Source organism: Pseudomonas sp. CCI1.1, assembly GCF_034348165.1.
Lineage (GTDB): Bacteria > Pseudomonadota > Gammaproteobacteria > Pseudomonadales > Pseudomonadaceae > Aquipseudomonas > Aquipseudomonas paracarnis.
On record NZ_CP133780.1, the window covers coordinates 382,508 to 409,286 of the forward strand.

Below are 26,779 nucleotides of genomic sequence, written 5' to 3' on the forward strand. Positions count from 1 at the left end.
CCCTGTCGGTTAGCTGAAGGTGTAACGGCTCAAAGGCAGACTGCGGATGCGTTGGCCGGTCAGCTGCGCCACGGCATTCGCCACGGCCGGGGCCACAGCCGGCAACGGCGGTTCGCCGATACCGCCCATTTTTTCTCCGCTCTCCACGATCTTCACGTGGACCTGCGCCATACGGGAAGGCGGCAGCACCGGATAAAGGTCATAGTTGCGCGCCCGTGGCTTGCCATCCACGTACACCGCTTCCTCCAACAAGGTTTGCGACAGGCCCAAGGCCACGGCACCGTTGACCTGCGCCTCTACAATCGCCGGGTTGACGATGCTGCCCGGGTCAATCGCTTCCCAGATGTGATGAACCTTGACCTGACCGTTCTCGATCGACACCTCGGCCACCACCGCTGCATGGGAGCCAAACGGCGAGGCCATGGCCACGCCGCGTGCACGGCGGGTGCCGTCTTCGGCGGTGTAGGGCCCACGCTTCCAACCGCCAGACAGCTCGGCGGCCGCTTGCAGCAGGGTGGTCAGGCGCGGGTTGTCGCGCAGCAGGTGCAGGCGCAGTTCATAGGGGTCATGGCCGCCTTTGTCGGCCAGTTCGTCCAGGAAGGCTTCGTAGAAAAAGTCATTGAGCGAGTTACCCACCGAACGCCAGTAACCGAGCATGGCGGGACCTTTGACGTAGATCTGCGCAATGCGTTTGTTGGGGATCGCATAGCTCTTGCCCGACAAGCCTTCCAGGGCAGTAGGGTCGATAGCGTCGCCCTGTTTGCCGGCGATGGCTTCGGTGGGGCCTTCGGTGGCGCTGACCGCTTCGATGGCCACCGGCAGGCCTTTGTCATCCAGTGCGGCGCGGAACTTGACCACGGCGACGGGGCGCAATACATCGCGCACGAATTCTTCTTCACGGCTCCAGATCAGCTTGATCGGCCGGCCCACCGCCTTGGCCAACGCAATGGCTTGCGGGTAAGGGTTTGCCGAGTCATACAGGAAATGCCGGCCGAAAAAGCCGCCCAGCAACGGTGAGTGCAGGGTGATTTGCTCAGTGCTCAGGCCGGTGCGCTTGGCGATGTCGGCACGGAACATATCCGGCGCCTGGTTAGGCAGCCACACCTCCAGCGTGCCGTCGGGGTTAAAGCGTGCCAGGGCTGAAGGCGGTTCCAGCTGGGCATGGTTGAGGTACTGGTTGTGGTAGGTGGCTTCGACGCGGGTTTTGGCGCTGGCCAGTGCGCCGGCCACATCGCCTTCGTTTTCGTCATCGCGGGCCGGGCCTTGCTGGGCGGCGAGGAAGTCGCGGTACTTGTCGCTGGAAAAATCCGCCGGCATCGCCCGCACGGTGGAGTCGGCGGCGGCTTCAAGCCATTCGACCTGGATGGCTTCGACGGCCCGCTTGGCATGCCACCAACGCTCGGCTACCACGGCCACGGCGCCGGGCAGGGTGTGAACCGAATGCACGCCTTTCATGGCTTGCACCTGCGCCTGGTTGCGCAGGCTGCCCACGGTCATGCCCAGGCGTGGCGCATGCTGGACGGCAGCGTGGAGCATGCCGTCGATTTTCAGGTCGATGGTGTACTGCGCCTTGCCGGTGGATTTGTCATAGGCATCCAGGCGCTTGACCGGCTTGCCGATCCAGCGGAACTGGCTCGGGTCGCGCAGGGTGATGCTGGCCGGGTCGGGCACCGGCATATCCAGGGCGGCACCTGCCAGTTCGCCGTAGCCCAGGGAGCGGCCGGAAGCGGCGTGCACCACGCGACCGGGTTGTGTGGTCAGCTCGCTGAGCGGTACGCGCAGTTGCTCGGCGCCGGCTTGCATCAGCATCGCGCGGGCGAGGGCGCCGAGGCGGCGCATGGTCGGGTAGCTCATGCGCACCGACATACTGCCGCCGGTGATGCGCAGGCCATTTTCCATCACCACATAGGCTTCGCCGGGCGGGGCCGCTTCGACAATGAACGTGGCCGGGTCGGCATCCAATTCTTCACCGACGATCTGCGCCATGGCGGTGTGAGTGCCTTGGCCGCCTTCCATGAAGGGGCTGAGCAGGCGCACGCTGCCGTCGGGGCGAATTTCCAGGAAGGCGGGTACTTGAGTGCCGCGTTCAGCGGCGGCGCCAGTCGCGGCTTGCACGCGGGAGGTGCCCAGTGGCAAGCCGAAACCGATCACCAACGCGCCCACCGCGGTGCTGGCCAGGAAGCGGCGACGGGACAGGTTGATCGGTTCGCCCAGGGGCACGCCGGGAATGATCTCGTTGGTGTTCATCAGGCGGTCTCCTTCCCGGCGGCCAAGGCATCCATGGCGGCATGGATGGCGTTGTAGGTGCCGCAACGGCAGAGGTTGACCATCGCCGCGTCGATCTGCGCCTTGGTCGGCGCGGGGGTGTGCTTGAGCAGCGCCGTGGCCGCCATCACCTGCCCGGACTGGCAGTAACCGCATTGCGCTACTTGATGTTCGACCCAGGCCGCCACCACACGCTTGCCCACGTCATCGGCCTCGACGGCCTCGATGGTGGTGATCTCGCGACCGACCACGCCGGCCACGGGCGTCACGCAGGCGCGCACCACATTGCCGTCCACCAGCACCGAACAGGCGCCGCACTGGGCCAGGCCGCAGCCGTATTTGGTGCCGGTCATGCCCAGGTTATCGCGGATCACCCACAACAACGGGGTGTCGGCTTCGGCATCGACCTGATAGGCCTTTTGGTTGATACGTAATTCCATGCGGGCTCACCTGCTGATCATCGGTTGGTGGTGCTTTTTCTTATCAGGGACGTGCTCGGTGGCATACCCTGGTGTCGCTCATGGGCGACGGGTTATGGCGGCGGGGTTGAGAACCTGTTTCATCTTGGCCACGCGCGCATGGTTGGACTCTAGACCACGGCGCAAGGGGTATCTATCCCGGCAGGCGATAAGTCGGAGGATCAGGCAAGTATTCGCGAGGATTGAGCGATAGAAGCAGTGGCTGATCCGAGATTTTGGCTGATGTGCCGTGATCTTCTGTGGGAGCTGGCTTGCCTGCGATGACGGCCTGACAGGCGATGCTTCTCTATCTGACACCCCGCGATCCTACTGTGGGAGATTCTATGGTTGAGGGGCAACCCTCAACCAACTTTTGGCTGATATTCGCTTTGCCCTTTCAGCAGAGCGAACACCACCCTAGCAAGCTTGCGGGCCAGTATTACCAGCGCCTGTGTGGTGCTATAGCCTCGCGCCCTCTGTGCTTGATAAAACGCTTTCCATGTCTCTGTTCGGCTAGCCGCCATCGCTGCGTTATGCAGCAGGCGCCGAGCTTCTGAGTCGCCGCGCTTACTTAAACTACGACGACCATCCTTCTGTCCTGACTTGTTGACGCGCAAATCCATACCAAGAAAGGCGATAAACGCGTCCGAATTCCTGAACTCTCCCCGTTGGAAGGTGGCAATCAAACGCGCGCCAGTCAAAAAACCGATGCCTTCGACTTTCAAGCAACGCTTCAACTGACCCAGTAAACCTGCTTCTTTCAGGCAGTCACTGATCATTTTTTCGATTAACCCTTCCAGTCTCTGCATCGACTTCACCTGCTCGGCAAACGAGGCCTTAAGAAGCGGCTCGTTCGCCCAGCTTTGCGTCAGGCTGACGCGCGCCTGAACCAAGGCTGCGCGCCGACGAAACAGGCTTAGAAGATGGCGATACAGCGGTGATGGAGGTGTCCAGGGACGCAGTTCGTCTGCCTCCTTTCTCAAATAGCGGACGAGCAGCTTGGCATCCAAAGCATCGGTCTTGGCCCGGATCTTCACGCTTTCGCGGTAATGCTTGAGCTCATAACCTCCAACCATGTAAACCACGCAACCAGCTTCATGAGCTAGATCAGCAAACTCCAAGTGGTAGATATTGGTGGCTTCAATTGCGATGGCCACTTTGCAGGACAAGGCCTTCAGCCATTTTTTGATAGCGGCTTTGGTGTTTGGGATTGTTTCTAACAGATCGACTTCAGCGTGATAAATCACCAGTTCATTCTTAGCGACATCGACGCCTACGATTGGCTTTGAGACAGAAACTGGCATTGCCATGGGGCTTCCTCCGGGCTAAGGTTTTGAGCACTTGAAGGGCTCACCCAGAGGCGCAGGCTTGTTCCTATCGTCGGTCATAGCCAGATGCATTCTTTATCGGCGCTTGGGTGAAAGGAGGAGGGGCGAAATCTCCCACGGTCTGTACTGCGTCAACAGTCAGAATCGGGCTTTGTCCCTTCTCCTCCCTTCAAGTCCTAGCATACAAGCGGGCTTGCGCGCGAAGGCGGCCTGGCAGGCAACACAGTTGGATTGGGTACATATCCATTGCTGCGGTAACGGCCACTTAGGGTTCCGCCCTGACGGCGGGTCACTTTGGAAAAGAGCCCCAAAGTAACCAAAGGGCTCTTGCCCCACCACTCGGCACCTCGCTTGGGCTCGGTGTGCCCGAACGCAGGCTTGAATTCGTGGGCCGCCGCCACGCGCCATCCATGGCGCGGGGCGGCTAACCCGGCGTCCTGCCGGGTTACCCACGAATTCAAGCCTGCGTTCGGCCAGCGTGGTTTAACGGGGCGCCTAAGATCAAAAGCAGATCAAGATCAACAGCGGCTCGCTTCGCATCGTGGTTACCGTTGATCGCTACACAATTGAGTAAATATCTCTGCTTTCACACAACCCCATCAATCAAAATATGCGCCTGCCCGCGGCTGCAGCGCTCGATGCGTGCCTGCACCTGGTAAACCTCGCGCAGCATCGCTTCGTTGATCACCGCGTGGCTCGGCCCGCTGCCCTGGGCTGTGCCGTCGGCGATGACCAGCACCTGGTCGGCAAAGCGCAGTGCCTGGTTCAGGTCATGCAGTGCGATGAACACAATCACCTCGCGTTTGCGCGCCAGGGTGCGCATGAAATCCAGTACTTGTACCTGGCGATGCATATCGAGGGCGCTGGTGGGTTCGTCCATCAGCAGTACGTCGGGTTCGCGCACCAGCGTCTGGGCGATGGACACCAGCTGTTGTTGGCCGCCGCTGAGTTCACCGAGGTTGCGAAAGGCCAGGCCGGTGATGCCCAGGGCGCTGAGCATTTCGTCGACCAAGTTCAACTCGTCGTCTTGTACCACCCACCCCGGCGTCAGTTGTTTACGCGCCAGCAGTACCGATTCGTACACCGTCAACCGGGCGCTGGCGTTCAGTCCTTGGGGCATGTAGCTGATGGCTTGTGCACCTTTTTGCGAGCCCTGCAGCAGCACCTCGCCTGGCCCGTCGATCAGCCCGGCCATGCGCTTGAACAGGGTGGATTTACCGGCAGCGTTGGGCCCGACCACCGCCACCACCTGGCCGCCGACAAAGGCTGCGGTGTTCACTTCGCGGATGATGGTGCGCTGGCCGTAGCGGGCGCCGAGGTCTTTCAACTGGAGACTTACCATGAGTTTTTCTTGCCGCCCAGGATCAGGGATATAAAGAACGGCACGCCGATCAGTGACGTAACCACGCCTATTGGGAAAATCGCCCCCGGAATCAGGGTTTTGCTGACCACCGAGCTGGCTGACAGAATCAACGCGCCGGTGAGCAGCGAGGCGGGCAGGAAGAAGCGCTGGTCCTCGCCAATCAACATGCGTGCGATGTGCGGGCCCACCAGGCCGATAAAGCCGATGGTGCCGACAAAGGCGACCGGGAACGAGGCGAGCAGGCTGACCATGATCAACGTTTGAAAGCGCAGGCTGCGCACGTTGATGCCGAAGCTGGCGGCCTTGTCGTCACCCATGCGCAGTGCGGTGAGGGCCCAGGCGCGCTTGGCGAAAATCGGCAGGGTGACCAGGATGATCAGGCAGATCACCCCCAGCTTGGGCCAGGTGGCTTTGGTCAGGCTGCCCATGGTCCAGAACACCACGGCTGCCACGGCTTGTTCGGTGGCGAAAAACTGTACCAGGGCCAGCAGCGCGTTGAAGGTAAAGACCAGGGCAATGCCCAGCAGCACAATGGTTTCGGCCGTCACCCCACGGCGCAGGCTCAGGAAGTGGATCAGCAGCGCCGAGAGCATCGCCATGATGAACGCGTTGACCGGCACCATGTACTGCGCCGCCAGCGGAAACAACGCCACTCCAAACGCCAGGCCCATGGCCGCACCGAAACTGGCGGCGGCAGAAATGCCCAGGGTAAAGGGGCTGGCCAGCGGGTTGTTGAGGATGGTCTGCATCTGCGCCCCGGCCAGGGACAACGCCGCGCCAACGGCGACCGCCATCAGGGCGACGGGCAGGCGGATGTCCCACATCACCACACGCACTTGCGGCGCGGCACTGTCGGGCGAGAACAGGGCGCCGAGCACTTCGCTGAGGCTGTAGCTGGCCGGGCCCAGGGCCAGGTCGAGCAGCACGCTGCACAACAACAGCAATGCCAGGGCAAGGAGGATCAGGCGTTTGCGTATCACCAGGTTGCGGTAGGTCGGGGCGCTCATGGCTTGAGGCTCACGAAGTAACCCGACTCATAAGGGACGGGCAGGAAGCGTTCGTGCAGTTCTCGAAACGCAGCGTCCGGGTCCAGGTCGGCAAACAGGTCGGGATGAAACCACTTGGCCAGTTGCTGGATCGCCACGAACTGATACGGGCTGTTGTAGAACTGATGCCAGATGGCGTGGAAGGCTTGCGGGCCCTGGGCCTTGATACCGGCATAGGCGGGGCGCTGGGTGTACCACGCCAGCTTGGCTCGGGCCTGGGCCATGTCGGCGCCCGGCCCCACGCCAACCCAATGCCCGCCGGGGGCAAACGCCTCCCAATTGGCGCTGGTGACAACGACCTGGTCGGGGTTGGCCACGATCACCTGTTCGGGGTTCAACTGGCCAAAGGTGGTGGAAATAATGCCTTTGGCGATGTTGTCGCCGCCGGCCATCTGCACGAACAGGCCGAAGTTTTCATTGCCAAAACTCAGGCAGCAGTCGTCGGTGTAGCCACCGATACGCTCGATAAACACTGACGGGCGCGCCGGTTGCTGCGCCGCAATCACGTCGGTCACGCGGCGGATCTGCTGGTTGCGAAACGCAATGAAATCCTCGGCCCGTTGCTCTTTGCCGAACAACTGGCCGAACAGGCGCATGGTCGGCTCGGTGTTGGTCATCGGTTGGTTGCGAAAATCCACGTACACCACCGGGATGCCCAAGGCATCGAGCTTCTCGATATAGCGCGCATCCTCGGTGGCATGCTGCGCCTCGATATTGAGGATGATTACGTCGGGGCGTTGGGAGATGGCCTGCTCGATATCAAAGGTGCCGTCTTCAAAGCCGCCGAAGGTGGGGATCTTGGCGATGGCGGGAAACGCGCGCAGGTAGGCGTTGTAGGTGTCCGGGTCGGACTGGATCAGGTCCTTGCGCCAGCCAACGATCCGTTCAATCGGGTTTTGCGTGTCCAGCGCCGCCACCAGGTACAGCTGGCGGCCCTCGCCAAGAATCACCCGCTGCACCGGCAGCTTGACCTTGACCTGGCGCCCAAGCAGATCGGTGACGGTGGTCAGCGCCGCCATGCTCGGCAGGCTAGCCCCCAACAACCCGGTGAACAGCAGCGCCGCTAGAAGGTGGCAACGTCGAACAATGCAGATCATGAATCAAGCCCTTGCAGGTGTCAGAAATCGACCGTGGCCGAGAGGAGGAGGGTGCGCGGCGAGCCTTGGGAAAACGCACCGTAGGAGGCGACGCCTGACCAATACTCGCGGTCGAACAGGTTCTGCACCGTGGCGCGCAGGGTGGTCGGGTGCTCGGCGATACGCGTGCTGTAGCGTGCGCCGATGTCGAAGCGGGTCCACGCATCGAGCTGTTGGGTGTTGGCCTGGTTGACGTACTGGCTGCCGGTGTAGATGGCGCCTGTGGTGAGCGTCAGGCCCTCGACCCATGAGGTGTCCCATTCGGCCCACAGGTTGGCTTGCACGTCGGGCACGCCCACCGGTGTGTTGCCGGTGTTGGCGGCAATCGCGGTTTTGGTCAGTTGGGCATCCAGCAGGGTCACGCCACCGAGCAGGCGCGTGCCGTGGGCGACTTCGCCCAACACACTGAACTCCAGGCCACGGTTGCGCTGTTCGCCCTGTACCGAGAAGCGCCCGGCGGCCAGTTCGCCGCTGGGCTTGTGGATCTGGAACAGCGCCAGGGTCGCCATGAAGGTGCCGTAGTCGACCTTGACCCCGATCTCATGCTGTTTGGACACGTAAGGCGCAAACACCTCGCCGGCGTTGGCGGCGTTGGAAGGCGCCACGTCACCCTTGCTCAACCCTTCAAGGTAGTTGTAGTAGAACGCCACATGCTCCCAGGGCTTGAGCACTGCGCCGAACAGCGGCGTGACCTTGCTGTCGTCGTAGGTGCTGGTGGCCACGCCGGCGCTGTTGTAGTTGCTGGACTGGATACGCTGCTGGCGCAGGCCGACGGTGACTTGCACGCGTTGGTCGAGCACCGACAACGTATCGGCGATGGCTACGCCAGACAGTTCGCTGGCTGATACTTTCGGCGTGGCGGGCTTGGCGATCGCAGGCTTGGGCCGGTCCACCGGATGGTAGAGATTGGACAGCACCGGGGCCCCGGAAATAATCCCCCGCGACAGCTCGTCGCGATAACGGCTGGCCTGCACGGTGGCGCTGTGGCTGATCGGTCCGGTTTCGAAGCGCAGCCGCGCACCGGCGTCGACCGTGTAGCGCTGCACATCGAAACGGTAATAACCGGGGATCGAAGACGTGTCGCCGGCAGCGTTGATGAGGGTCGGCGTCTGGTCGGACATCCGCGCTACTGCCGATTTGCCGCCACCGGCATGGGCAAACAGTGTGAGCGCGTCGGTGAGGTCGTATTCACCGTTCAGCAGCGCGGATTTATCTCGCGTGCGCGACCAGCCCCAGTCCTGGCTGACGTTGGTGCGGCCGTTGGCGGCGGAGGGGACGTCGACGCCGGCAGCAATCAGGAAGGGGCGCGAGGCGGCGTCGAGTTTCTCCTGCTGGGAAATCAGATCAAGGCTGGTGCGCAGGCGTTCGCCCTGGTAGTCCAGGGACAGCGCGCCAATGCCTATATCGCGCGACTGCTGGTCGATCACCGTGTCACCGTTCTGCAGGCTACCGTTGAGGCGTACGCCGAAGCGGCGCTCGTCGCCAAAGCGCCGGCTGATATCGAGGTGGCTGCCGACCTGCGCGTCCTGGGTGTAGCTGGCGGTGTAGCGGGTCAGGTCTTCATCCAGGGAGCGCTTGGGCACCACGTTGATCACGCCGCCTACCGCGCTGTTGGGTGACATGCCGTACAGCAGCGCACCGGGGCCTTTGACCACTTCGATGCGCTCGGCGTAGTCGGTAAACACCCGGTAGTTGGAGGCCACGCCGTACACGCCGTCGAACGCCAGTTCTCCCAGGTTGCCTTCACCCACCGGGAAACCGCGGATGAAGAACGAGTCGACAATCCCGCCCGTCTGCCCGGTGGAGCGCACCGAGGAATCACGCTCCAGCACATTGCCGACCGTGGTTGCCTGCTGGTCCTGGATCAGCGCGGCGGTGTAGGCGCTGACACTGAACGGCGCATCTATCACGTCGGTATTGCCCAGCATGCCCAGGCGCGCGCCGGTGGCTGCCTGGCCGCCGGCATACAGCGGCGGCAGGTCGCTGGCGCGTGGCTCGGGGGCGCTGACGGTGATGTCCGAAAGCGTGACTTGACCCGGCACCAGGGTGTAGCTGCCGTCGCTGCGCTGCACCATGTCCAGGCCGCTGCCGGCCAACAGCCGCGTGACCGCTTCCTGGGGCGAGTAACGGCCGGATAAGCCTGGGCTGGTCAGGCCCTCGGTGAGTGCCGGGAGAAATGACAGGGCAATACCGGCGTCCACGGCAAAGCTCGACAACGTGGCGCCGAGCGGGCCGGGGTCGATGTGGTAGGTGCGCACCGTCACGCTGTCCCATTGCGCCGGCACGTCCGCCAGGGCGGCACCGGCCAGGGCCAGGCTGAGCAGCGCGCTGCGAATCACAAGCATGGAGGGCAGCCCTATGGACGAAAGGGAAAAGGGGTATGAGTGTTTGCCAGCCGAGCGCGAAAAAAGTATCACCCGCGGCGCGTTTTATTTTGGCGCCGCCTCAAGCCGGCGACAGGCTGACCCAATAACCGTTCAAATGGCCGCTGGCGCGCACCGGGTAGGTCTGCACCAGCATGTTCAAGGTGCGCTGGGTATCGGCGATGGGGAAGGCCCCGGAAATACGCAGGTTTGCAATGGCCGGGTCGTAGCGCACGAAGCCACGCCGATAGCGGGTCAGTTCCGCGACAAAGTCTGCCAGGCGCATGTTGTCGGCCATCAGCATGCCTTGGGTCCAGGCGCTGATATTGCGGTCGGCGGGGGTGAGCGCGCCGAACTGTTGCGCGGAAAAATCCGTGCGTTGCCCGGCGCTGACGATCAGTGGCGCGCTCTGGCTATTGTCGGCCAGCTTCACTTTGACCGCGCCCTCAAGCACCGCCAGATGCGTGCGTGCGCCCCGTTCGCGTACGGTAAAACGCGTGCCCAGGGCGTGCATATGGCCCTGGCGGGTGCTGACCAGGAACGGGCGGGATGCATCCTGTGCGGTCTGCACCAGTATTTCACCTTCGCGCAGGCTCACCAGGCGTTGCTGGGTGTCGAACCGCACGTCGATGGCGGTCTCGGTGTTGAGGGTCAGGCGCGAGCCGTCGGCCAGGGTCAGTTCGCGACGTTCGCCGATGCGGGTGCGGTAGTCGGCGCTCCATTGCTGGGACTGCGCCAGTTTCCAGCTGCCCCAGCCCACCGGCATTACCGCCAGCAACAAGGCCAGTTTGCCCAGGGCTTCGCGGCGTTGGGGGTTGCTCGGGCGGTCCAGCGCCGACATCGCCAGGGACGGCGGCAGGCCACCGAGCTTGCTTTGCAGCAATTGCGCGCGCGCCCAAGCCCGGCCACGCTCAGGGCTGCTGACCTTCCAGCGCTCCCACTCGGCGCGTTCGCTGGCGCTCAATTCGTTCTCGCTCAGGCGCATCAGCCATTCGGCGGCCTCTTCAAGGGCGTCGGTGGGCAGCGGCGGTTCCTTGCCCAGGCTGAGCACTTATTCCACCCGCATCAGGCACTGGACGAGTGCCTGTTTCATGTAACGCTTGACGGTAATCAGCGACACGCCCAATTGCTCGGCGATGTCCTGGTATTTGAGGCCGTTGAGCTGCGACAGCAGGAACGCACGCTTGACCAGCGGCGGCAGCGCGTCAAGCATTGCGTCGATTTCGTGCAGGGTCTCCAGCACCAGAAAGTGCGCTTCCGGCGACGGCACCTCGTGGGCCGGCACGCTGGCGAGCGCTTCCAGATAGGCACGTTCCAGGGCCTTGCGCTGGTACCAGTTGACCAGGATGCCCTTGGCCACGCAGCTCAGGTAGGCGCGTGGCTGGTCAATCACCGTGACCTGCGAGGCCAGGATGCGGGTGAAGGTGTCCTGGGCCAGGTCCGCCGCATCCATGGCATTGCCGAGTTTGCGTTTGAGCGTGGCGTACAGCCAGCCGTGATGGCCGCTGTACAGCGCCTCGATTGCGCGCAGGTGAGGGGTGTTATCGGCGGGAAGGCTTTCGCTCATGGCGCGCAACCGTGCAATTGAGAAGTATTCCCAATGCTAAGTGCAAACCCGTCGGTTGCGCAACGCGAGAATCGCAATCAGCGCCATGGCATAGGCCACACACACAAACAGGTAGGTGTACGCCAAGCCATAGACCTGGCTGAGCAAGCCGCCGGCGCAGATACCCACGATCGAGGCAAATTGCGCCGTGCCCTGGGCGATCCCCAGCACATGGCCTTGCTGCGTGCTGTCGGCGGTCCTTGAAACCAGCGCCATCAGTACCGGCGTGGTCGCGCCCAGCAATACGCCCCAGACAAAATAGGCGAGCACAAACACCAGCGGGTTGCGGGTGAGGCCGGCGAGGGCTGTCAGCGCGATGCAGCCGGCCACCACCCAGGTGAGGCGGCGCAAGCTGTCTGCCTGGCTGCGACCTTCGAACTGGCGCGCCCAGGCGGTGGCCGACAGGATAAAACCCAGGGCCAGCAAGCCGTAGCACAGGCCGACCAGGGCATTGCTGACGGCGAACGTCGTACTCACATACAGCGCGAACGAGGTCTGCGGCAGCATCCGCGCCAGCAGCAGAATGCCCATCACCGTCAACAGCGGCAGCAGGGCCGAGGCCTGCCAGGTGCCGCCCGTTGAGGGGGCTGTGGTTTTCTTCACCGGTGGCACGTTCGGCAAGGTCAGCGCTGCAATCACCGTGCACACCGCACAGAGCGCCGCGGCGCTGAGGTTGATCCAGAAGAACGTCGCATGGTCGAGGATCAAGCCGCCGACCACGGCGCCGAGCAGCGAGCCGACGTTGGTGGAAATCTGCAGCAGTGCGAACAGCCGTGCACGCCGTGACGGCACCTCGATACTCACGCCATACGCCTGGGCCGGGGCGATGTAGCCGGCACAGGCGCCTTGCAGAAAACGCAGCACCAGAATAGTCCAGAGGTCGCTGAACAAGGCCAGCCCCAGTTGCGTCAGGGTCAGGCCCGCCAGTGCGCGAATCATCATCAGCTTGTGGCCGTAGCGATCGCCGATGCGGCCCCAGAACGCGCTGGTCAACAGAATGCCGAGCATCGGCCCCACGTACACGGCGACGCTGGCGAAGCTGAACAGCGTGTCGGAGTCGGTCAGTTGGCGTAAATGCACCGGCCAGAACGGCCCGCTCATTTCCATGGCGCCCATGGACACAAGCTGGATCGTGAACAGCAGGGCAATCAGGACGCGGGTGGGTGGCATGGAGCAGTCTCGCTATACAAAAAAAGTCGCGGCTGGGGTGATACTTTTTCACGCGTCGACTGGCATCAAGCGTAATTCTCACTTCACTTGATCAAAGGGCCCTGACGTCATGCCTGTTGCCAGCCGGTTAACCCTCGCTATTCGTACCGCCCTGTTGCTGGCTGCTGCCAGTGGCAACGCCTGGGCCGCCACCGCCGAGTCAACCGACGACAGCGCGCAGAGCCTGACCCTTGACGCGACGAACGTCAACGCCCGCTATCTGGGCCCCACCGACCTGCCCGAGGTGCTCGCTGGCGGCCAGGTGGCCCGTGGCGCGCGCCTGGGCATGCTGGGCAACAAGGACGTGATGGACACGCCGTTCAGCGTGACCAGCTACACTGCCAAGACCCTCGCCGACCTGCAGACGGTGACCGTGGCCGATGCCCTGGAGCGCGACCCCTCGGTGCGTTCTACCGGGCAGACTGGCGGTATTGTCGACTCGTTTTTCGTGCGGGGTTTTGCGATTGGCGAGGGCAACCTGGGCGAGTTGGCCTATGACGGCGTGTATGGCGTGGCCCCCAACTACCGCGCATTCACCGAGTACGCCGAGCGCGTCGAAGTGCTCAAGGGGCCGGGGGCGCTGATGTACGGCATCTCGCCCAACAGCGGCGTGGGCGGTGTGATCAATATCGTGCCCAAGCGCCCGCTGGACCAGGACCTGACGCGCTTTACCGGCAGTTATGCCTCCGACACCCAAGTCGGCGGTCACCTGGATATCAGCCGCCGTTTCGGTGAGGAAAACCAGTTTGGTGTGCGCTTCAACGGCAGCCTGCAAGGGGGCGACACCGCCGTGGACGATCAGCATCGCGACGTGGGGGTGGGCGCCATTGCCCTGGATTATCGCGGCGAGCGCCTGCGCCTGAACCTGGACTACATCAGCCAGAAAGAAAGTTTTGAAGGCGCCTCGCGCCCGTTCACCCTGGCGCCGGGCGTGCAGGTGCCTTCGGCCCCGAATGGCCGCACCAGCCTGCCGCAGAAGTGGGGCTGGTCGGACACCAAGGAGCAATCGGCCTTGCTCGGCGGTGAATATGACCTCAGCGATTCGCTCACCGTGTTCGCCCATGCCGGCGGCGGGCGGTCGGATGTCAAGCGCCTGTCGGACCAGGTGCCGCGCATCCTCAATGATGCTGGCGACACCAGTAATATTCCGGGTTACTACAAGTTCAACGTCGACCGTTCCACCGCCGATGTGGGCCTGCGTGCGCAGTTCGCCACCGGCCCGATCACCCACACCACCACGCTGATGGCGACCCGTTACCAGGATGAGCTGTCTCGCGGCATCAACAACGGCACCGAAATCCGCTCCAACATCTACCACCCGGTGGACACGCCCAAGCAAAACCTGCGGGCGCCGAAAGTGCTGCGCATCTCCGAATCGGAGCTGTCCGGCGTGGCGCTCACCGACACCCTGGGCTTTCTCGATGAGCGCATCCAGTTGACCCTGGGCGTGCGGCGCCAAGACATCGAGTCGCGTAACTACAACGCCGCAGGCGCGGTGAGTTCGCGCTACAAGGACGCTGCGACCACGCCTTTGGTGGGCGTGGTGGTCAAGCCCTGGGATGACGTGTCGCTCTACTACAACTATGTCGAGGGGTTGAGCAAAGGCGATATCGCGCCGGGTACGGCCAGCAATGCCGGTGAAACCTTCGCGCCTTATGAATCCAAGCAGCACGAACTGGGCGTGAAGTATGAACACGGCACCCTCATGACCACCCTGGCGTTATTCCAGATCGAGAAGCCCAGCGGCGAATTGGGCGCCAACGGTGTGTACTCCGTGCAGGCCGAGCAGCGCAACCGTGGTGTCGAGCTGAGCGTATACGGCGAAGTGGCGCCTGGCACGCGCTTGATGGGCGGCGTGACCTTCCTCGATGGCGAGCTGACCCAGTCGGCGAGCGCCGCCAACCGAGGCAACAAACCGGTCGGCGTGCCCGATATCCAGGCCAACCTGTGGGCCGAGTACGACACCCCGTGGCTGGAAGGTTTTACCCTCACCGGCGGGGCGATCTACACCGACAGCCAATATGTCAACCAGGCCAACACCCAGGAGCTGGATGCCTGGACGCGCATTGATGCCGGCGTCCGCTACGCGACCAAGATCGAAGGGCGGCCCACCACCTTGCGCGCCACCGTGCAGAACGTATTTGACCGCGAGTACTGGTCGGGCGTCGCGTCTTACGGCGCCTTCTCGCCGGGGTATCCACGTACTTTGCAGCTGTCGGCGACGGTGGACTTTTAACCCTGCCGCCTAGCGGAACCCGCCCGAGAGTTTGTCCTTCAGGTAGTTGACCAACGCACTCACCGACTTGGGTACATGGGGCGAGTAGGGCCGAATCAGGTAGATCTCATCGGCAAACGCGCCCTTGAGGGTCCAGTCCTTGAGCACCTGCACCAACTGACCAGCGGCCAGCGCCGCCTGGGCGCTGAAGTCCGGGAGCAGGGCGATGCCCAGGTGGTTGAGTGCGGCGTCGCGCAAGGCTTCGCTGTTATTAGTGGCGAAGCTGCCGGCGATAGGCACGGTGAGGCGCTCGAGGGGCTGGCTGCCGCGTTCAAAGGTCCAGGCGGGCTGGTCGGTGCCGCGTGGGTAAAACAGGCAGTTGTGGGCCGACAGCTCGCCCGGCTCCCGGGGTTTGCCGTGGCGTTGCAGGTAATCATGGGTGGCGACCAGCACCGAAGTGGTGTCGCACAGCTTCCAGGCCACGTGGGTTTCGGGCACCTGGAAGCCGTGGCGCACCGCCAGGTCGTAACCCTCGGCGGCCAATGAGCTTAAGGCATCGGAGACGTCCAATTGGATACGCACCTGAGGGTACAGCTGCAAAAAGCCGGACAGGTGCGGCACCAGTTGTTGCCGGGCGAACGCCACGGGGGCGGTCAGGCGCACCAGCCCGCGTATTTCCCCGACCGAGTCGCGCACCGAGGAAAAACTGCGGGCGATCTGCGCGTAGGCGCTGCGTACTTCGCGGGTCAACGACAGCCCCGCATCGGTCAGCCGCACGCTGCGGGTGGTGCGCGTCACCAGCCGCGTGCCGGTGGCCTTTTCCAGGTCGGAAATGCGCTGGCTCACCGCCGATTTACTCACCCCCAGGCGCGCGGCGGCAGCGGTGTAGGTGCCTTGTTCCTCCAGCACTGACAGCCAGTGAATGTGGGTCCACAACCCTTCGATCTCAGCCTTTTCCATGGGTGTATTGTTCGCATATAAGGACAATAAGTTCTGGATTCTGCTCTGGTTCGGAACAAAGCGAAAGCCTATCGTGTGGACCAACGCCACCCATCTGGATCGACTGCCATGACTGCAACCATCGAGCACTACATCAACGACCAGCGCGTCAGCCGCGATGACCGTTATCAGGACGTCTACAACCCGGCCACCGGTGAAGTCACCGCCCGTGTGGCCCTGGCCAGCCGCCAGACCGTGGCCGAAGCCGTCGCCGCCGCCCAGGCTGCGTTTGCCGGCTGGGCCGACACCCCGCCGATCCGTCGCGCCCGCGTGTTGTTCCAATACCTGCACCTGCTGCGCGAACGCAAGGACGACCTGGCGCGCATCATCGTCGCCGAGCACGGCAAGGTGTTCACCGATGCCCAGGGCGAAGTCGACCGTGGCATCGACATTCTCGAATTTGCCTGCGGCATTCCCAACCTGCTCAAGGGCGAACACTCCGACCAGGTCTCCCGTGGCATGGACAACTGGACGATGCGCCAGCCGCTGGGCGTGGTCGCCGGCGTGACGCCGTTCAACTTCCCGGTGATGGTACCGATGTGGATGTACCCCATCGCTATTGCGGCGGGTAACACCTTTATTCTCAAGCCCAGCCCGACTGACCCGAGCGCGTCGCTGTTCATGGCCGAGTTGCTGCATGAAGCCGGCCTGCCCAAAGGCGTGTTCAATGTGGTGCAGGGTGATAAAGAATCGGTGGACGCGCTGATCGAACACCCGGACGTCAAGGCCGTGAGCTTCGTCGGCTCCACGCCGATTGCCCAATACATCTACGAGAGCGGCGCCCGCAATGGCAAGCGCGTGCAAGGCCTGGGCGGGGCGAAAAACCATATGGTGGTGATGCCCGACGCCGATATCGAACGCACCGTGGATGCGCTGATGGGCGCCGCCTACGGCAGTGCCGGCGAGCGCTGCATGGCGATCTCGGTGGCGGTGCTGGTGGGTGATGTGGGCGACAAGGTGATCGCCGCTTTGACCGAACGCGCCAAGTTGCTGCGCATCACCGATGGCCGCGATCTCAAAGCCGAGATGGGCCCGATCGTGTCGCGGGCCGCGCTGGAACGCATCAGTGGCTACATTGAGCAGGGTGTACAAGCCGGCGCGCAGTTGCTGCTCGATGGCCGTGACTACGTGCCCACCGAACCCGGCCTGGAAAACGGCTTCTGGCTCGGCGCGACCTTGTTCGACCACGTGACCCAGGACATGAGCATCTACCGCGAAGAAATCTTCGGCCCGGTGTTGGCCTGTGTGCGCGTCAACGACTTTGCCGAAGCGGTGAAGTTGGTCAACGACCACGAGTTTGGCAACGGCGTCAGTTGCTTCACTCGCGATGGCAACATTGCTCGTGAGTTTGCGCGGCGTATCGAGGTGGGCATGGTCGGTATCAACGTGCCGATCCCGGTGCCCATGGCCTGGCACGGGTTTGGTGGCTGGAAGAAGAGCCTGTTCGGTGACATGCATGCCTACGGCACCGAGGGTGTGCGCTTCTACACCAAGCAGAAGTCGATCATGCAACGCTGGTCGGAGAGCATCGAGCAGGGCGCGGAGTTTGCAATGCCGGTGTCCAAGTAAGGTTTAAGCTGTGCTGCTGGATCTGATGTGGGAAGGCTCAAGCCCTCCCACATTTTTTTTGCCTGTTGACGGTTAAACACATAAAAGTCCAGTATGGAATTATAAGTACAAAATAGCTGCTGCACGTTTTTCTTCACTCTTGCCAAACCAACAACAACTTGCGAGAACCCCTCCATGAAGAAACGCCATCTCCTTCCCGCCCTGGCCCTGAGCCTGTTTGCTTCCAGCCACCTGCTGGCCGCCGAGAAAACCCTGCGTATCGGTATCGAGGCGGCTTACCCCCCGTTCGCCTCCAAGACCGGCGACGGCAAGATCGTCGGTTTCGACTACGACATCGGCAACGCCCTGTGCGCGCAAATGAAGGTCAAGTGCGTGTGGATCGAAGGGGAGTTCGACGGGCTGATTCCGTCCCTCAAGGTCAAGAAGATCGACATGGCGTTGTCGTCCATGACCATCAACGAAGACCGCAAGAAGTCGGTGGATTTCACCCACAAGTACTACTTCACCTCGTCGCGCCTGGTGATGAAGGACGGCGCCGTGGTGGATGATCAGTACGCCAGCCTCAAGGGCAAGAACGTCGGTGTACAGCGCGCCACCACCACCGACCGCTATGCCACCGAGGTGTTCGAACCCAAGGGCATCAACGTCAAGCGCTACAGCAACAACGAAGAAATCTACATGGACCTGGCAGCGGGGCGCCTGGATGCGATCTTTGCCGACACCATCCCCCTGAGCGACTTCCTGTCGATGCCGCGCGGGCAGGGTTATGCCTTTGTCGGCCCGGAGCTCAAGGACCCGAAATACGTGGGTGAGGGGGCCGGCATTGCAGTACGCAAGGGCAATGGCGAGTTGGTCAGCGAATTGAATGCGGCGATCGACGGCATTCGCGCCAGTGGCGAATACCAGAAGATTTCACAGCAGTACTTCAAGGCCGATATCTACGGCGACTGATGCAAAGACGCGGTCAATGTGGGAGCTGTCGAGCTTTAGCGAGGCTGCGAAAGCGGTGGGTCAGGCGGTGCAAATGTTGACCTTGCCGGCCCCTTCGCAGCCTCGCCGGGGCTCGACAGCTCCCACAGGGAATCGGCGCCGTGGTCAGAAAGGGCTCAACCCTTGAGTTCCTTCAAGTGCTTGTAGACCGTCGCTCGCCCCATGCCCAGCACATTGGCCACATAGTTGGAGGCGCTCTTGCCCTTGAATGCGCCTTCGGCATGCAGCGCCAGCACCAGTTCGCGTTTGTGGTCGCGGGTCAACAGGTTCAGGCTCAACTGACGCTCGCGCAGCCAGGCATGCAGGAAGGTGTTGATGCGTTCCTGCCAGTCATCACGGAACAGCGCGTCCGGCTGTGCGATCAGCTTGCTTGGCGACAGGAATAAATCCAGCGCCGCCTTGGCTGTTTCGAACATTGAAATATTCAGGTTGATGCACAACACAGCCAGCCTGCGCCCTTTGTGGTCGTGCAGCACGGTGCTCAGGCTGCGGATTTTCTGGCCATCCCAGTTGAGCTTTTCGTAAGGGCCGATATTCACCTCGCTGACGTCACCGTCGAGCATGTCCTCCAGGGACGAGTCGTCACCCAGGCTGCGTTTGGACAGGTTATTGGCGATGTAATCCACGGTTTGCGTGCGCAGGTCATGCAACACCACTTCCGCATGGGGAAAGAACAGCGTGGCGATTGCATCGGCAATCGCGCGGAAGTTCTGCATGACCTTGTCTTGTTCGGCGGTGTTCATCAATGGGGCTCCAGGCGGACCGGGGAGAGCATACCAGCGTCCAGGCCGAACCGGGTCAGTGCCTCCGGCAGCGGTTCGCCGCGCACCAGGGCGGCGCTTGCCTGGCCCATGGCGGGTGAGGTCTGGATACCATAGCCGCCCTGGGCCGCGACCCAGAACAGCCCCGATACTTGCGGGTCAAAGCCTGACAGCAAATCACCGTCCTGCACAAAACTGCGCAGCCCGGCCCAGGTGCGCGTGGGGCGGCGGATGGTCAGGGTGGTGGCTTCCTCGATCTGGTAAATGCCCATGGCAATATCCAGCTCTTCGGGTTGCACATCCTGGGGTTCTACCGGGTCGGCGTTGGCCGGCGAGCCGAGGAACATGCCGGCATCCGGTTTCATGTAGAACGCTTCGTCGAGGGCCACCAACATCGGCCAGTCGTGGCTGTCCATGCCCTCGGGACCAGCAAAGACAAAGGCCGAGCGGCGCTTGGGCTGCAAGCCGATGGACGCTGCGCCCGCCAGCCCGCCGATATGGTCGGCCCAGGCACCGGCGGCGTTGATGATGACCGGCGCGCTGAAGATTGCAGCCTGGGTGCGCACCTGCCACAAGCCATCGGCGTCGCGGCTCAAGCCCAGCACATGGCTGTCGGTGCGCACTTCGCCCTGGTTGCGGCGGATACCGCGCAGGTAGCCTTGATGCAGGGCGTCGGTGTCGATGTCACAGGCGGTAGGGTCGTAGATTGCCCCGTGGACTTTTTCACGGCGCAGGATCGGCAAGCGTGCACAGGCTTCATCGACCGTCAGGCGCTGCACCTGCGCCACGGTGGCCTTGGCGCTCAGGTACTGGCTGTCGAGTTCGGCCGGGTCACCGTTGAAATCCACGGTCATTTCGCCCCGGGGCGTCAGCAGTGGGTGTTCGCAAAAGCCTGCGGGTGGCTGGTCGAAGAAGGCCCGGCTGGCCAAGGTCAGCGCCCGCACTTGCGGGGTGCCATACGCGGCGGTGTAGAGCGCCGCCGAACGCCCGGTGGAGTGATAGGCCGGGTGATTTTCACGCTCCAGCACCAGAACCTTGCCGTGCTGCGACAACCAGAACCCGGTGGACGCGCCGGCGATGCCGCCGCCGATAATGATGAAGTCTGCCTGGTGCATAACACTCTCCTGATTAGCGTTGGCGTTGGTACAGGGCATTGGCCAGTGCGATGTCTTCCAGGCCCAGGCCGATGGAGCGGAAAAAGACGTGACGATCGTAGTCGGGGCGTTGGGCCATGTCGCTGAACAATTCGGGCAGGTCGCCGACAATCGTGCGTTTGTCCCAGCCGTGCCGCTCGCTGGCGATCAGCATCTCACCGGCCGAATCCGGGGTGGTCTGGCGGTAGTCGCAGAACACGTGCATCTGGTTAAGGCAGTGCGGCGGCACTTCATGGGCGCGTGGCGCGTTGGTGCTGATGGAGGTAATCAGCGCGGGTTTGCTCAGGCGCGAGGGGTCGATGACCGGCCCGGCGGAGGAGGTGCACAGCAGGATCACATCCGCGTCTTCCAGGGCGGCCTCACAACTTGCGACGAGGCTCAGGCGCGGGTCCAGGCTGGCCAACTGCGCACGCGTTTCGGCGCTGGCGCTGCCCAGGCTTGGCGAGTACAGGCGGATTTGCTGCCAGTCGCGCAGGTTCTGCACATAATGCAGGTGCGCCTGGGCGACCTTGCCGCTGCCGATGATCGCCAGGCGTTGCGCCGCCGCCGGGGCCAGCGCATCCACCGCCAAGGCCGTGGTGGCGGCGGTGCGTGCGGTGGTCAATTCAGCAGCATCGCACAACAGCAACGGCTGGCCGCTGTGCATCGACATCAACAGGGTCCAGGCCGTCACCAGGGGGCCTTGTTCACGCACGATGTAGGGCGAAGTCTTGAGCCCGTACACCCCGTCTTCGGCCAATACGCCCAGGTAGTTGATGAAGTCCCCGGCGCCATCGGGAAACGCCACCAGCTGTTGCGCCGGCTGCACCGCTTGCCCGGCAGCGAGGTCGCGGAACAGTTTGCTCAGGATCAAAGGCACGTCGACTTGAGCCAGCAAGGTGCGGGCCTGGACCTGGTCGATAACGAGGGGCGTCGTGGACATGGGGCTCTCCGGATAAACTAATTTGTCCATTATGGACTTTTAGTTTTTATCCGCAATAACCGGGGGGAAAAATGAGATCATTGTGGAGGGAGCCATGAAGACCAAATGTGGGAGCTGGCTTGCCTGCGATAGCGGTGTGTCAGTCGGTCCATCAGGTGGCTGACCCGCCGCTATCGCAGGCAAGCCAGCTCCCACAGGTAATCGATGATGTTCTGGAGGACGAGTTACCGCCTGCCCGAGCGCGTGCTCACATCCACCCACACCGCCAGCACCAAAATGCTGCCCTTGACGATCATCTGCCAGTAGCTGTCCACATCCAGCATCGACATGCCGTTGTCCAAACTGGTAATCACCAATGCCCCAAGCAACGCGCCATACACCGTGCCCGAACCACCGCGCATCGAGGTGCCACCAATAAAGCACGCGGCGATGGCGTCGAGTTCGCCCATGTTGCCCGCCGACGGTGAGCCCGCCGCGAGGCGCGCGGTGTTGACCAGGCCGGCGAGGGCGCACATCACGCCCATGATGCCGAAGATCCACAGTTTCACCGCTTGCACATTGATGCCCGACAGCCGCGTGGCCTCCATATTGCTGCCCACCGCATACACCCGGCGGCCGAACACAGTCTGGTGCGTGACATAGCTGAACACCCCCAGCAGCGCCAGCAACAGCAGCACCGGCACGGGGATGCCGTCGTAGCGGTTGAGGGTGGTGACAAAGCCTGCGAGCACCGCGCCAATCAGCACCACGCGCAGTGCATCGCGCAGCCGTGAATGCGCGGCCAACCCATGCAGCGCACGGTTACGCCGTTGTTTCCAGGTGAGGAACAGTGTCAGGGCAAACAACAATACGCCAAGCCCGATGCCGACGTTGTGGGGCAAATACCCCTGGCCCACATACACCAGCGACGGCGACACCGGCGCAATGGTGGTGCCGCCGGTAATCCCCAGCAGAATCCCGCGAAACGCCAACATTCCGCCCAGGCCGACGATGAACGAGGGGATGCGCAGGTAAGCGGTCATGTAGCCGTTGGCCAAGCCGATCATCAAGCCGCACAGCGCCACCAGGCTCAGGTTGGCCAATAGCGGCACGTGATAGACCACATCCAGAATCGCCGCCAGCCCGCCCAACAGCCCGAGCAACGAGCCCACCGACAAGTCGATCTCGCCGCTGATAATCACCAGCACCATGCCGCACGCCAATATCCCGGTGATCGACATCTGCCGCAGCAGGTTGGAGAGGTTGCGCGGGGTGAGAAAACCACCCTCGGTCTGCCAACTGAAAAACAACCAGATGAACGCCACGGCGATCACCAGCGCGAGCATCTTGTAGCGGGTAAAAAGGTGTTTGACCTGATTCATCTACGCGGTCTTCCGATTGTTATTGTTTTGGCTGAGCGCAGCGGCGAGCACCTGTTCCTGGGTGAGCCCGTCATTGATGAAATCCCCGCGCAACTGGCCGTCACCAATTACCAGTACGCGGTTGGACACGCCGAGCACTTCGGCCAATTCCGAGGACACCATGATGATCGACACGCCTTCGGCCGCCAACGCGCCCATCAGTTTGTAGATCTCGTACTTGGCCCCAACGTCCACGCCACGTGTAGGTTCGTCGAGGATCAGCACCTTGGGCTGGGTCATCAGCATTTTCGCCAGCACGGCCTTTTGCTGGTTGCCGCCTGAGAGGCTGGTGATCGGCATCGACGGGCTGGCGGTCTTGAGGTGCATGCGGCTGATTTGCTGGTCGATGCTGCCCAGTTCGGCCTCGGCGTTGATGCGGGTCAGGTGCGCGTAGGTGTCCAGCACCGCCAGGGTGATGTTCTGGCCCACGCCCAGGTCGGGGATGATGCCTTGGCGCTTGCGATCTTCGGGCACCATGCACAGCCCGGCGCGGATCGACTTGAGCGGCGTGCGCGTGTCGATCACCTGACCCTCCAGCCACACCTCGGCGCTGTAGCGCCCGGGGTAGGCGCCGAACAGCGCCGACACCAACTCCGTGCGCCCGGCCCCCACCAAGCCGGCGATGCCAAGGATTTCACCGCGCCTGAGCACGAAGGAGATGTCGTCGACGCGCTTTCGCTTGGGGTTGTCGACGTCGTAGCAGGTGACGTTACGCGCCTCGAAAATTACCTCGCCCACCTCATGGGGCTCGGTGGGGTAGAGGTTGCTCATTTCGCGGCCGACCATCTGCGTGATGATCCGGGGGATGTCCATGTCGGCCATGGCGGTGGTCGCGATGTGCTTGCCGTCGCGAATCACGGCAATGGTATCGCACACTGCCGCCACTTCATCGAGCTTGTGCGAGATGTACACACAGGCCACGCCCTTGGCCTTTAGGCCCCGGACAATGTCCAGCAGCACCTCGATTTCGCCACGGGTCAGGGCCGAGGAGGGCTCGTCGAGGATCAACAGGCGCGCCTGTTTATTCAGCGCCTTGGCGATCTCCACCAATTGCTGGTAGCCGCCGCCATACTGCGACACCGGCAGCGCCACATTCATGTCCGGCACCTTGAGTTCACGCATCAACGCCTCGGCGCGGTGCAGCATCGCCGGGTAGTTCATGCGCCCACCGGGCAGGGTCAGTTCGTGGCCCATGAAAATGTTCTCGGCCACCGACAGGTCGGGCACCAGGGTCAGTTCCTGATGAATGATGACAATCCCGGCGGCCTCGGTTTCGCGGATGGACTGGGCCTTGAGCGGCTGCCCATCCCAGAGGATTTCCCCTTCCCAGGTGCCGTGCGGGTAGACCGCCGACAGCACCTTCATCAAGGTGGATTTACCCGCACCGTTCTCGCCGCACAGGCCCACACACTCCCCAGGTTTGACCTTGATATCGATGCCGTTGAGGGCGTTGACACCGCCAAAGCGTTTGACGATGCCGTTCATTTGCAGCAGGTAATCGGCGGCCACGGTCATTGCCCGGCGATCTGCTCTTTGGTGTAGAAACCGTCCTTTTCCAACAGGTCGATATTGGCTTTGGTCAACGGCGTCGGCGTGAGCAGGATAGTATTCACCTGCTTGCTGCCATTGTCATATTGCGAGCTGTAGGTGGGCTTTTCACTGCGGGCCAGTTGTACCGAAAGCTTGGCCGCTTCGGTGGCGATCAGCTTGAGTGGCTTGTACACGGTCATGGTCTGGGTGCCGTCGATCACGCGCTTGATCGCCGCCAGGTCAGCGTCCTGGCCGGAGATCGGCACCTTGCCCGCCAGCTTCTGCGCAGCCAGGGCCTGGATCGCACCGCCGGCGGTGGCGTCGTTGGAGGCGACAATAGCGTCGATCTTGTTGTCGTTACGGGTCAGGGCGTTTTCGACGATGCTCAAGGCTTCGGTGGGGTTCCATTCCTTGACCCATTGCTGGCCGACGATCTTGATATCACCTTTGTCGATGGCCGGTTGCAGCACCTTCATCTGACCTTCGCGCAGCACCTTGGCGTTGTTGTCCGTCGGCGCGCCGCCCAGCAGGAAGTAATTGCCCTTGGGCGCCGCTTGCAACACGCCGCTGGCCTGCATCTCGCCGACTTTTTCGTTATCGAAGGAAATATAGGCGTCGATGTCGGCATTGAGGATCAGGCGATCATAGGACACCACCTTGATCCCGGCCTTCTTGGCTTCAGCCACTGCGTTGGTCAGCACCGTGGCGTTGAACGGCACGATCACGATCACATCGACGCCCCGGGAGATCAGGTTTTCGATCTGGGCAATCTGCTTCTGCTCGTTGGCATCGGCAGACTGCACGAACACCTTGGCATCGAGCTTTTGCGCGGCGGCAACAAAGTAATCACGGTCACGAGACCAGCGCTCCAGGCGCAGGTCGTCGATGGAAAAACCGATTTTGGGGTGCGCAGGGTCGGCCATCACCGGCAGGGCGAGCAGTGCCAGGGCTGCGGCGAGCAGGGCAGGTTTGAATGACTTCATGGTGGTGCGTCCTTTTATTGTTGTTGGAAAGACACAGCGTGGTGCGGGTTGAACTGTAGAGCGTCACTCGACGCTCTGTGCAGAGATTTGTCGTGCAAATGTCACCGATAGATAAACCGATTCACAACGCCTTCAAGCATCTCCTGGCGTCCACTCACCGCCTGTGGGTCCAGCGCGTTGGCAAAGGCATGTTCAGCCAATGACTCCAGGCTGAACTCACCGGCCAACACCGCCTGGCCCAATGGTTGGCTCCAGCCGGCATAGCGCTGGTCCTTGAACTGCTGCAAGCGGTCGTCCTGCACCATCGCCGCCGCACGCTCCAACGCCAGGGCCAGCACATCCATGGCGGCGACATGCCCATGGAACAGGTCCACCTCGTCGAGGCTCTGGCGGCGCACCTTGGAATCGAAGTTATAGCCGCCGTTCTTGAACCCGCCCGCCTTGAGAATTTCATAGGTGGCCAGGGTCATTTCCTCCACGCTATTGGGGAACTGGTCGGTGTCCCAACCGTTCTGCGGGTCGCCGCGGTTGGCGTCGATGCTGCCGAAGATCCCCAACGACACGGCGGTGGCGATCTCATGATGAAAACTGTGCCCGGCCAGCGTCGCGTGGTTGGCCTCGATGTTCACTTTGATTTCGTGTTCCAGGCCGTACTCATGCAGGAAGCCGAACACGGTGGCGCTGTCGTAATCGTATTGGTGCTTGGTCGGCTCCTGGGGCTTGGGCTCGATCAACAGGTCACCCGTAAAGCCGATCTTGTGCTTGTGCTCCACCACCATGCGCATAAAACGCCCGAGCTGTTCGCGCTCGCGCTTGAGGTCGGTGTTGAGCAAGGTTTCATAACCCTCACGACCACCCCACAACACATAGTTGGCGCCCTTGAGCCGCAGCGTGGCATTCATTGCACTGAACACCTGGGCGGCGGCGAAGGCGAACACCTCTGGGTCTGGATTGCTCGCGGCCCCGGCGGCAAAACGCGGGTTGCTGAAGCAATTGGCAGTGCCCCACAGCAGCTTGATGCCGGTCTGTTCCTGATGGCGCTCCAAGTGGTCGACCATCTGCGCGAAGTGGTTGCGGTACTCCTTGAGCGAGCTGCCTTCGGGCGCCACATCGGTGTCGTGAAAGCTGTAGTAGTCGATGCCCAGCTTGGAAAAAAACTCAAACGCCGCCTCGGCCTTGCCGATGGCCACCTCCATCGGATCGCCACTGCGCTGCCACGGGCGCTTGAACGTCCCCATCCCAAACATATCCGCCCCCGGCCACACAAAGGTATGCCAATAACAGGCTGCCATGCGCAGGTGCTCCCGCATGGGTTTGCCGAGGATCAGTTTGTTGGCGTCGTAGTGACGAAACGCGAGGGCAGAGGTGCTGGCAGGGCCTTCGAAGCGCACCTTCTCGACACCGGGGAAGTACGGCATGGGGTTTTCCTTATTGTTCTGGGCGGTGTCTGGATACTAGCAATGGCACCTGGGCGGCTGATTA

21 protein-coding genes are annotated in these 26,779 nt (G+C 62.5%); 3 read left to right on the forward strand and 18 right to left on the reverse strand.

Going from position 1 to position 26,779, the window contains the following annotated elements:
* Window positions 1-9: 9 nt before the first annotated feature.
* The 10 genes from RHM69_RS01810 to RHM69_RS01855 form a co-directional block, all read right to left on the reverse strand.
* Window positions 10-2,247, reverse strand: a complete 2,238-nt coding sequence (locus RHM69_RS01810) for a xanthine dehydrogenase family protein molybdopterin-binding subunit (protein ID WP_060767475.1) — start codon at window positions 2,245-2,247, stop codon at window positions 10-12.
* Complete coding sequence (locus RHM69_RS01815) at window positions 2,247-2,705, reverse strand: (2Fe-2S)-binding protein (RefSeq protein WP_014718046.1); 459 nt, start codon at window positions 2,703-2,705, stop codon at window positions 2,247-2,249. The genes RHM69_RS01810 and RHM69_RS01815 overlap by 1 nt, the downstream gene beginning before the upstream one ends.
* Window positions 2,706-3,085: 380 nt before the next feature.
* On the reverse strand, window positions 3,086-4,027 hold the full coding sequence (locus RHM69_RS01820; RefSeq protein WP_172832683.1) for an IS110 family transposase: 942 nt from the start codon (window positions 4,025-4,027) through the stop codon (window positions 3,086-3,088).
* Window positions 4,028-4,637: 610 nt separating this feature from the next.
* Entirely contained in the window at window positions 4,638-5,393 is a 756-nt protein-coding gene (locus RHM69_RS01825) for an ABC transporter ATP-binding protein (protein WP_014718047.1), read from the reverse strand.
* A complete protein-coding gene (locus tag RHM69_RS01830; protein WP_003190501.1) occupies window positions 5,387-6,421 on the reverse strand; it encodes a FecCD family ABC transporter permease in 1,035 nt (344 codons plus the stop codon). The genes RHM69_RS01825 and RHM69_RS01830 overlap by 7 nt, the downstream gene beginning before the upstream one ends.
* The gene (locus tag RHM69_RS01835; protein ID WP_322255468.1) at window positions 6,418-7,557 is read right to left on the reverse strand and encodes an ABC transporter substrate-binding protein; all 1,140 of its coding nucleotides are present in this window, start codon (window positions 7,555-7,557) and stop codon (window positions 6,418-6,420) included. The genes RHM69_RS01830 and RHM69_RS01835 overlap by 4 nt, the downstream gene beginning before the upstream one ends.
* A 20-nt stretch (window positions 7,558-7,577) precedes the next feature.
* The gene (locus RHM69_RS01840; protein ID WP_200600122.1) at window positions 7,578-9,941 is read right to left on the reverse strand and encodes a TonB-dependent receptor; all 2,364 of its coding nucleotides are present in this window, start codon (window positions 9,939-9,941) and stop codon (window positions 7,578-7,580) included.
* Between the two features lie 100 nt (window positions 9,942-10,041).
* Window positions 10,042-11,010, reverse strand: a complete 969-nt coding sequence (locus RHM69_RS01845) for a FecR domain-containing protein (RefSeq protein ID WP_014718050.1) — start codon at window positions 11,008-11,010, stop codon at window positions 10,042-10,044.
* Window positions 11,011-11,526, reverse strand: a complete 516-nt coding sequence (locus tag RHM69_RS01850; RefSeq protein ID WP_003190510.1) for a sigma-70 family RNA polymerase sigma factor — start codon at window positions 11,524-11,526, stop codon at window positions 11,011-11,013.
* Between the two features lie 36 nt (window positions 11,527-11,562).
* Complete coding sequence (locus tag RHM69_RS01855; RefSeq protein WP_014718051.1) at window positions 11,563-12,735, reverse strand: MFS transporter; 1,173 nt, start codon at window positions 12,733-12,735, stop codon at window positions 11,563-11,565.
* 109 nt (window positions 12,736-12,844) lie between these two features.
* Between RHM69_RS01855 and RHM69_RS01860 the strand changes: the two genes are divergently transcribed.
* Entirely contained in the window at window positions 12,845-15,010 is a 2,166-nt protein-coding gene (locus RHM69_RS01860) for a TonB-dependent receptor (RefSeq protein WP_003190512.1), read from the forward strand.
* 9 nt (window positions 15,011-15,019) lie between these two features.
* Here RHM69_RS01860 and RHM69_RS01865 read toward each other — a convergent pair whose 3' ends face one another.
* Window positions 15,020-15,949, reverse strand: coding sequence for a LysR family transcriptional regulator (locus RHM69_RS01865; RefSeq protein ID WP_019817276.1), 930 nt, complete (start codon window positions 15,947-15,949; stop codon window positions 15,020-15,022).
* A 108-nt stretch (window positions 15,950-16,057) separates the two neighbouring features.
* Between RHM69_RS01865 and RHM69_RS01870 the strand changes: the two genes are divergently transcribed.
* Together RHM69_RS01870 and RHM69_RS01875 are read left to right on the forward strand one after the other, a co-directional pair.
* On the forward strand, window positions 16,058-17,557 hold the full coding sequence (locus tag RHM69_RS01870; RefSeq protein ID WP_020303231.1) for a CoA-acylating methylmalonate-semialdehyde dehydrogenase: 1,500 nt from the start codon (window positions 16,058-16,060) through the stop codon (window positions 17,555-17,557).
* Window positions 17,558-17,731: 174 nt separating this feature from the next.
* On the forward strand, window positions 17,732-18,508 hold the full coding sequence (locus RHM69_RS01875) for an ABC transporter substrate-binding protein (protein WP_014718054.1): 777 nt from the start codon (window positions 17,732-17,734) through the stop codon (window positions 18,506-18,508).
* Window positions 18,509-18,663: 155 nt separating this feature from the next.
* Here the strand turns inward: RHM69_RS01875 and RHM69_RS01880 are convergent, their stop codons facing one another.
* The 7 genes from RHM69_RS01880 to xylA form a co-directional block, all read right to left on the reverse strand.
* Window positions 18,664-19,290 carry a helix-turn-helix transcriptional regulator gene (locus tag RHM69_RS01880; RefSeq protein ID WP_003190517.1) on the reverse strand — a complete coding sequence of 209 codons (627 nt, stop codon included), beginning with the start codon at window positions 19,288-19,290 and terminating at the stop codon, window positions 18,664-18,666.
* Entirely contained in the window at window positions 19,290-20,423 is a 1,134-nt protein-coding gene (locus RHM69_RS01885) for an NAD(P)/FAD-dependent oxidoreductase (protein WP_122299650.1), read from the reverse strand. The genes RHM69_RS01880 and RHM69_RS01885 overlap by 1 nt, the downstream gene beginning before the upstream one ends.
* A 13-nt stretch (window positions 20,424-20,436) precedes the next feature.
* Window positions 20,437-21,384: an ornithine cyclodeaminase family protein gene (locus tag RHM69_RS01890; RefSeq protein WP_122299648.1), complete on the reverse strand. Its 948-nt coding sequence runs from the start codon at window positions 21,382-21,384 to the stop codon at window positions 20,437-20,439.
* Between the two features lie 224 nt (window positions 21,385-21,608).
* Window positions 21,609-22,745 carry a sugar ABC transporter permease gene (locus RHM69_RS01895; RefSeq protein WP_014718057.1) on the reverse strand — a complete coding sequence of 379 codons (1,137 nt, stop codon included), beginning with the start codon at window positions 22,743-22,745 and terminating at the stop codon, window positions 21,609-21,611.
* Complete coding sequence (xylG, locus tag RHM69_RS01900; protein WP_200600124.1) at window positions 22,746-24,299, reverse strand: D-xylose ABC transporter ATP-binding protein; 1,554 nt, start codon at window positions 24,297-24,299, stop codon at window positions 22,746-22,748.
* Window positions 24,296-25,297, reverse strand: a complete 1,002-nt coding sequence (xylF, locus tag RHM69_RS01905; protein WP_200600126.1) for a D-xylose ABC transporter substrate-binding protein — start codon at window positions 25,295-25,297, stop codon at window positions 24,296-24,298. Before xylF ends, xylG begins: the two co-directional genes overlap by 4 nt.
* 101 nt (window positions 25,298-25,398) lie before the next feature.
* On the reverse strand, window positions 25,399-26,715 hold the full coding sequence (gene xylA, locus RHM69_RS01910) for a xylose isomerase (protein WP_014718060.1): 1,317 nt from the start codon (window positions 26,713-26,715) through the stop codon (window positions 25,399-25,401).
* Window positions 26,716-26,779 lie beyond the last annotated feature (64 nt).

Coding starts and splice junctions, on each gene's coding strand:
- RHM69_RS01810 (WP_060767475.1), bottom strand. CDS start 2,247: ATGAACACCAACGAGATCATTCCCGGCGTGCCCCTGGGCGAACCGATC.
- RHM69_RS01835 (WP_322255468.1), bottom strand. CDS start 7,557: ATGATCTGCATTGTTCGACGTTGCCACCTTCTAGCGGCGCTGCTGTTC.
- RHM69_RS01815 (WP_014718046.1), bottom strand. CDS start 2,705: ATGGAATTACGTATCAACCAAAAGGCCTATCAGGTCGATGCCGAAGCC.
- RHM69_RS01870 (WP_020303231.1), top strand. CDS start 16,058: ATGACTGCAACCATCGAGCACTACATCAACGACCAGCGCGTCAGCCGC.
- RHM69_RS01885 (WP_122299650.1), bottom strand. CDS start 20,423: ATGCACCAGGCAGACTTCATCATTATCGGCGGCGGCATCGCCGGCGCG.
- RHM69_RS01880 (WP_003190517.1), bottom strand. CDS start 19,290: ATGAACACCGCCGAACAAGACAAGGTCATGCAGAACTTCCGCGCGATT.
- RHM69_RS01875 (WP_014718054.1), top strand. CDS start 17,732: ATGAAGAAACGCCATCTCCTTCCCGCCCTGGCCCTGAGCCTGTTTGCT.
- RHM69_RS01895 (WP_014718057.1), bottom strand. CDS start 22,745: ATGAATCAGGTCAAACACCTTTTTACCCGCTACAAGATGCTCGCGCTG.
- RHM69_RS01890 (WP_122299648.1), bottom strand. CDS start 21,384: ATGTCCACGACGCCCCTCGTTATCGACCAGGTCCAGGCCCGCACCTTG.
- xylA (WP_014718060.1), bottom strand. CDS start 26,715: ATGCCGTACTTCCCCGGTGTCGAGAAGGTGCGCTTCGAAGGCCCTGCC.
- RHM69_RS01830 (WP_003190501.1), bottom strand. CDS start 6,421: ATGAGCGCCCCGACCTACCGCAACCTGGTGATACGCAAACGCCTGATC.
- RHM69_RS01865 (WP_019817276.1), bottom strand. CDS start 15,949: ATGGAAAAGGCTGAGATCGAAGGGTTGTGGACCCACATTCACTGGCTG.
- RHM69_RS01820 (WP_172832683.1), bottom strand. CDS start 4,027: ATGCCAGTTTCTGTCTCAAAGCCAATCGTAGGCGTCGATGTCGCTAAG.
- RHM69_RS01855 (WP_014718051.1), bottom strand. CDS start 12,735: ATGCCACCCACCCGCGTCCTGATTGCCCTGCTGTTCACGATCCAGCTT.
- RHM69_RS01825 (WP_014718047.1), bottom strand. CDS start 5,393: ATGGTAAGTCTCCAGTTGAAAGACCTCGGCGCCCGCTACGGCCAGCGC.
- xylG (WP_200600124.1), bottom strand. CDS start 24,299: ATGACCGTGGCCGCCGATTACCTGCTGCAAATGAACGGCATCGTCAAA.
- RHM69_RS01860 (WP_003190512.1), top strand. CDS start 12,845: ATGCCTGTTGCCAGCCGGTTAACCCTCGCTATTCGTACCGCCCTGTTG.
- xylF (WP_200600126.1), bottom strand. CDS start 25,297: ATGAAGTCATTCAAACCTGCCCTGCTCGCCGCAGCCCTGGCACTGCTC.
- RHM69_RS01850 (WP_003190510.1), bottom strand. CDS start 11,526: ATGAGCGAAAGCCTTCCCGCCGATAACACCCCTCACCTGCGCGCAATC.
- RHM69_RS01840 (WP_200600122.1), bottom strand. CDS start 9,941: ATGCTTGTGATTCGCAGCGCGCTGCTCAGCCTGGCCCTGGCCGGTGCC.